Genomic DNA, 5,823 nt, shown 5'->3' on the forward strand with positions numbered 1-5,823 from the left:
CGCGTCGCACCAGCCGGAAGAGCTCCTGCCCGGGCGCGGCCACCGCGCCGAGGGTGGCGCTGCGCGCCGAGATCAGCCCGTCATCGGGCGCGAGCACCCGGGTCTGCGACAGACGCAGCCGCTGCAGGGCCACCTGGGCCTGCGCGGCCTGGAGCTGGGCGGCCGCGGTGGCCTCGCCGGTGAGGTACTGGGTGATCTGCTGGTTGCTGAGCACCCCGCTGTCCTGAACCTGCCGGGCCCGGGCGGCATTGGCCTGCGCCTCGGCGAGCGCGGCCTTTGCCTGAGCCAGCCCGGCCTCGGCAACGGCCAGATCGGTCTCGACCGCCTCGGCGGCGAACCGCGCCAGCAGTTGCCCGCGCTGGACCTTGTCGCCGACCTCGACCAGCACCTCAGCGAGACGCAGGCCGGCGATCTCGGCTCCGACCGAGGCTTCCTGCCAGGCGGCGATGCTGCCGTTGGCGCTGAGCCGTTCGGCCAGCTCGCCGCGTTCAGGGGCGGCGACGCTCACCACCAGCGCCGGTCGGGCGGCGGTGGCCGTGGCAGAGGCGGTTGCGGCCTTGGTTGCGGCGTCGGGTGACTGGGCGCGCGCGGCGGGGGCTGCCGCCGCCAGGGCGACTGCGATCAACAGCAGCCGCCCGGCACGCGCTGGGGCTTGTACAGGCAATGTCATCGGGGTCGATCTCCGCCGTGGGCGAGCTCGTGACTGGGAGTGGCGCGGGGCCTGGAACGGGCATGACCCGCGCCCGGCGCTGGCAGGCAGGTCATGGGCTCCAGCCTCCGCCGAGGGCGCGATACAGGGCAACCCAGGCCAGCACCCGCTCCTGGCGCAAGGCGAGCAGGCCGGCCTGAGACTGCAGCCAGAGCCGGTTGGCTTCCTCGAGCTCGAAGGCATTCCCAAGGCCCGCCTCTCGACGCACGCGGGCGGCATCGCGCAGCACGCGATAGCCCTCGAGCGCACGCTCGGCCTCATCGGCGCGCTGGCCGAGGCTGGCCAGCCGGACCATTGCCTCCTCAACCTCGCGCACGGCCTGGCGCACGGCCTGCCGGTAACGCGCCTCGGCGGCAACCTGCCGGGCGCGGGCGCTGTCGACGGCCGCGTTGCGCGCGCCGTTGTCAAAGAGCGGCAGGCTGAGGGTCGGACCGAATGACCAGTTGGTGGTGCTCAGGCTGATGCCGCTTGCCTCGAAGCGCAGCGGGCCGATCGCGCCGCTCAGGGCCAGCCGGGGCCAGCGGCGCGACTCGGCCGCACCGATGTCGCCACCCGCGGCGACGAGTTCCGCCTCCGCTGCGGCCAGATCGGGCCGCTGCGCGAGCAGTTGCACCGGCAGACTCTCCACCGTGAACGCGGCGGGCATTGGCAGCCCGGGTGGCGCCTGACCGAGCCGCTCGCGAAGGGCCGGCTCGGCGCTCCCGGTGAGCGCGACCAGCGCCTTGATCGAGAGATCGCATTCGGCCAGACGGGCCTGCAGCCGGGCGGTCTGATCGGCGGTCTGCGTGCGGGCGAGCAAGGCGGCATCGGCCGCCTGCAATCCGGCCGAGAACGCGACACGGCTCAGCTGCTCGGTGTCGCGCCGCGAGGCCAGCGTCTGCCGCTCGAGCACAGCCTGAGACTCGCAGCCACGCAGCGCCACATAAGCCGTCGCCACCTCGGCGGCCACCGCCACCCGGGCCTCGTGCCAGCCGGCGGTACGCGCCGCCAGACGCGCCTGTTCGGCCTGACGACCCGCGGCCAGCCCGCCAAACAGGTCGATCTCCCAGGACGACTGGAACTGCAGCAGGTCCTGGGTGCGCAGAAATGGCGCGCCGCCAAAGCTCACCGGGCCGCGGGTGCGCGACAGGGCGGCATCGAGCGAGGGCAGCCGTGCACCACCGGCGCGGGCGAGCGCTTCGCGGGCCTCGGCGATGCGTGCGCCCGCCTGGGCGATGCTGGCACTCTCGCCCTGCGCCGCCTCGATCAGCCAGACCAGGGTTGGATCCCTGAAGCCCGACCACCACCGCGACAGCTCGAGCGCACTGGCGCCATGCGGGCGTTGCGCCACCCAGTCGGGTGGCATGGGCGAGACCGCCTGACGCGGCCGGGGCTCGAGGCCCGCGGGCGTGGTGCAGCCTGCCGCGAGCGCCAGCAAAGCCAGCCCGAGCAGCTGCCGTGCAAGACTCATGAATGCTCCTCCCGGCTCAGGCGCCGTGCTCCCGTCATGACCGCTCTCCCCGGCGCAGGCGCTCATCGGCAACGATCGCGCAGGCATAGCCCGCCAGGCGCTGCGCGAGCAGATCGATGTTGCGGGGGCTGTCGATGACCGCTGGCGCCAGTGCCTGGACCTCATCACGACAGCTGAAGGGATGGACCGCCATGGCGACGATCGCCAGGGCCAGGCGCTGCAGGTCACGATCAGCGCGAGCCAGGCCGAGCTCGCGCTGAAGCAGCCGCAGCAGCAGTTCGAATTGCGGGCGCACCTCGCGTTCGAGGACCTCCTGCCAGACCCCGGTGGGCTCGAAGTACTCACGGTAATGCAGGCGCGCCATGGCCGCTGCCTGCGGGCCTGCCTTGAGCGGCTCCAGGAAGCCGCGATAGAACGCGACGATCGCCTCGCGAAACCCCATCGCATCGAGCGGCATCGCGCTGCCGGGCAGCTGATCGCGCATCGAGGCGCTGAAAATCTCGCGGTAGAGCGCCGCCTTGTCGCCGAAGTGATAGCTGATCGCCGCCACATTCACGCCAGCCGCACGCGCGAGCTCACGCACCGAAGTGGCCCGGAAGCCCTTGTCGGCGAACAGGTCAAGGCCGGCGGCGAGCAGGCGCTGGCGGGCGTTGCCAGGCGGGGGCTCGTCGGCCGGCCTGGCCGCGCGCCCGGGGGCGGAGCGCAGAGATGTGCGGGAATCGGGCATGACAGTCCGGCACCCGAAACGGTGCCAGACCGAACTCTATCCCGAAAAAACGCTTGTTTGAATTCAAACAAGCGTTTGGATGAGGGCTTTCAGCCGACTGTCTCGCGGGCGATGATTTCGCGCTGGATCTCGGAGGTGCCGCCAAAGATGGTGTACGCCCGTGCGTTCAGGTAGCCGGCGAGCACCGGCCGGGCGTCATCGGCAAGCGGCCCTTCCTCGGCCAGGTGCAGCGGCCGGATGTCCTCCCAGACCAGGGCCTCGGGCCCGAGCAGCCGCACACCCAGACGCGTGATCGACTGGTGGATTTCGCTCCAGCGCAGCTTGAGCAGCGAGGACACGCTGCCCGGGTTCTGTCCGAGGCGCAGGCTGGACATCACCCGCAGCTCGGTCATCTCGAGCGCGCGGATGTCGACCTCGATGGCCGACAGTGCGATCGACAGGTCGGGGTCGTCGAGTGCCCCCTCGGGAATCACCCGCTCGAGGCGTTCGAGCGCGGCCCGCAGACGACCGGCGGAAATCGCCCCGCCGCGTTCGAACTCGAGCAGGTACTTGGCGATGGTCCAGCCCTGCCCTTCCTCGCCGACGCGGCAGGAAACCGGCACCCGCACATCGTCGAAGAACACCTGGTTGACTTCATGGTCGCCGCTGGCGCTGCGGATCGGACGCACCGTGATCCCGGGGCTGGCCATGTCGATCAGCAGGAAGCTGATGCCCTCCTGCTTTCGAGCGCCGGTCTCGCCGGTGCGCACGAGCGCGAACATGCGGTTGGCGAGGTGCGCATGGGTCGTCCAGATCTTGCTGCCGTTGACCACATAGTGGTCGCCGTCGCGCACCGCGCGGGTCTTGAGCGAGGCCAGATCGGAACCCGAGCCCGGCTCGGAGTAGCCCTGGCACCAGTAGTCATCGCCGGCAAGAATCCGCGGCAGATAGTGCGCCTTCTGCTCGGGCGTGCCGAAGTGCATGATCACCGGCCCGGCCATGCGCAGGCCCAGGGGCGAAAGACCCGGCGCGCCGGCCACCGCGCACTCGGTCTCGAAGACCCAGCGCCGGGCCAGCGACCAGCCGGTGCCGCCATGCTCCTGGGGCCAGGCCGGCGCCACCCAGCCGCGCTGGTGGAGCTTGCGGTGCCAGCGCAGGCCGATGTCCTTGTCGGAGAACACCGAGGTGTTCAGGCGGGCGGCCCGCACCAGATCGGGGTCGAGCTCCTGCAGCAGGAAGGTGCGGACCTCATCGCGGAAAGCGTCCAGGCCGGGTTCGTCGAAGGGCAGCGGCTCCACCTCGCCGGGCAGCGCCCGGCCGGCGGCGAGATCGGCTCGTACCTGCGCACGCAGGACCGCATGCCGACGCAGCTGGCTCTCGGCCCCTCCATGCACCGCATCGATCGCCAGCAGGCGACGCAGGTAGCGGCCCATGTTCAGCTCCTCGGTGACGCCCATGCCGCCGTGCAGCTGGATGGCATCCTCGGCCACCTTGCGGGCGGCCGCAGCGACCTTGGCCCGGGCGATGGCCGCGGCCAGTGCCCGGCCGGCCGCATCGCCCTCGCGCTCGGCGCGCTCCAGGCGATCGATGCTGCCGAGGGTGAGCGAGCGTGATTCCTCGACCGCCACGGCCATGTCGGCCATCCGGTGGCGCAGGACCTGATTGGCCGACAGCGGCTTGCCGAACTGCTCCCGGGTGCGGGTGTAGGCCACGGTGGCCTGCAGCATGACCTGCATGGCGCCAACCGCCTCGGCGCAGGCCGCCACCGCGGCCCGGTCACGCGCCCGCGCCAGAGCGACCGCGACGTCACCCGGCAGCCGGGACTCGTCCTCGAGGGTGGCGCCCTCGAAACGCAGCGCGCAGGCGCCCAGGCCATCGACGCTGGCCATGGCCGTTACCTTCAGCCCGGCGCTGCCGCGCGGCACCAGGAAGAGCTGAAGCTGACCGTCGGGATCGGCCGCGCCGACCAGCCAGGCATCGGCCGCGTCACCCGCCGGCACCACCCGGTGCTCGCCCGAAAGCTTCCAGCCCTGCCCCACACGCCGCGCATGCACGGCAGGCGCATCGCCTTGCGGCCCGGAGAGCGCCGGCACCAGCAGGGCAGACCCATCACCGAGCGCGGGCAGCCAGCGGCCGCGCTGCACCTGGCTGCCGGCGCTCGCGAGCACGTCGGCGGCGATCAGCACGGCTGGCAGATAGGGCGTGGCAATGGGCCCCGCGCCCAGGGCCTCGCAGAGCACACAGGCATCGGCCAGACCCTGGCCGAGACCGTCCTGCTCGACGGGCAAGGTCATGCCCAGCCAGCCGAAGCCGGCCATGGCCTGCCAGCGCTCCTTCCAGCCGGCACCCGATGCCGTCGAGATCTGGTCACTGACCCAGCGGTTGGCGCTGTCGCGCAGCAGGATCTGTTCGTCGGTGAGCTGAAAGTTCATCGCGTTCTCTCTGCAGGAATGGACGGGCCGCGCGGGCCGCGTGAATGAACGAAGGGAGGTCGAGCCTTGAAGCGCCAACCCGCCGCCCTCATCTCGGCAACTCTACCGTGGACATCCACCCGAGGCCGTCATGAAGGATTCCAAGACCGCGCGCCGCACCGCGCAGCCCACCGCTCTGGCCGTTCTGGCGCATCTGCTGGAACGCCTGGAGCGTTCGCCCACACCGATCGACCCCCACCAGTACCGGGATGTGGCCAGGCGCCTTTCGGTGGCCATGCTCGCCGAGCCTGACCCGGCAGCGCTGGAGGCGGTGCTCGGCAGGCTGCCGGCCGCCGCCGAACTCTGGGAAAACCTGCAGTACGCGCATGCCGGCCTCTGCCGTCAGGATCTGGACAGCGCGCTGGCCGCGGAGGCCAGGGCGCGCCAGGCGATCACGGCCGCCCGCGGCAGCCCTGCACGCTGAGCGGCCGGCGGTCACTGCGGCCGGGCGCACCCGAGGGGCGCGCCCGGCGATCACGCCTACTTG

At 71.8% G+C, this 5,823-nt stretch carries 5 protein-coding genes; 1 reads left to right on the forward strand and 4 read right to left on the reverse strand.

Annotated elements, in window-relative coordinates; translation table 11 throughout:
* The 4 genes from AC2H6A_RS17325 to AC2H6A_RS17340 all read right to left on the reverse strand — a co-directional run.
* A partial coding sequence (locus AC2H6A_RS17325; protein WP_484274967.1) for an efflux RND transporter periplasmic adaptor subunit occupies positions 1-625 on the reverse strand: 625 nt, incomplete at its 3' end.
* 136 nt (positions 626-761) lie between these two features.
* A complete protein-coding gene (locus AC2H6A_RS17330; protein ID WP_484274968.1) occupies positions 762-2,159 on the reverse strand; it encodes an efflux transporter outer membrane subunit in 1,398 nt (465 codons plus the stop codon).
* A 34-nt stretch (positions 2,160-2,193) separates the two neighbouring features.
* Positions 2,194-2,886, reverse strand: a complete 693-nt coding sequence (locus tag AC2H6A_RS17335) for a TetR/AcrR family transcriptional regulator (protein ID WP_484274969.1) — start codon at positions 2,884-2,886, stop codon at positions 2,194-2,196.
* Between the two features lie 89 nt (positions 2,887-2,975).
* Positions 2,976-5,297: an acyl-CoA dehydrogenase family protein gene (locus tag AC2H6A_RS17340; RefSeq protein ID WP_484274970.1), complete on the reverse strand. Its 2,322-nt coding sequence runs from the start codon at positions 5,295-5,297 to the stop codon at positions 2,976-2,978.
* A gap of 130 nt (positions 5,298-5,427) precedes the next feature.
* On the opposite strand from AC2H6A_RS17340, the gene AC2H6A_RS17345 reads away from it, so the two are divergent.
* Complete coding sequence (locus tag AC2H6A_RS17345; RefSeq protein ID WP_484274971.1) at positions 5,428-5,760, forward strand: hypothetical protein; 333 nt, start codon at positions 5,428-5,430, stop codon at positions 5,758-5,760.
* Positions 5,761-5,823 lie beyond the last annotated feature (63 nt).

This window comes from Quisquiliibacterium sp. (assembly GCF_982640115.1).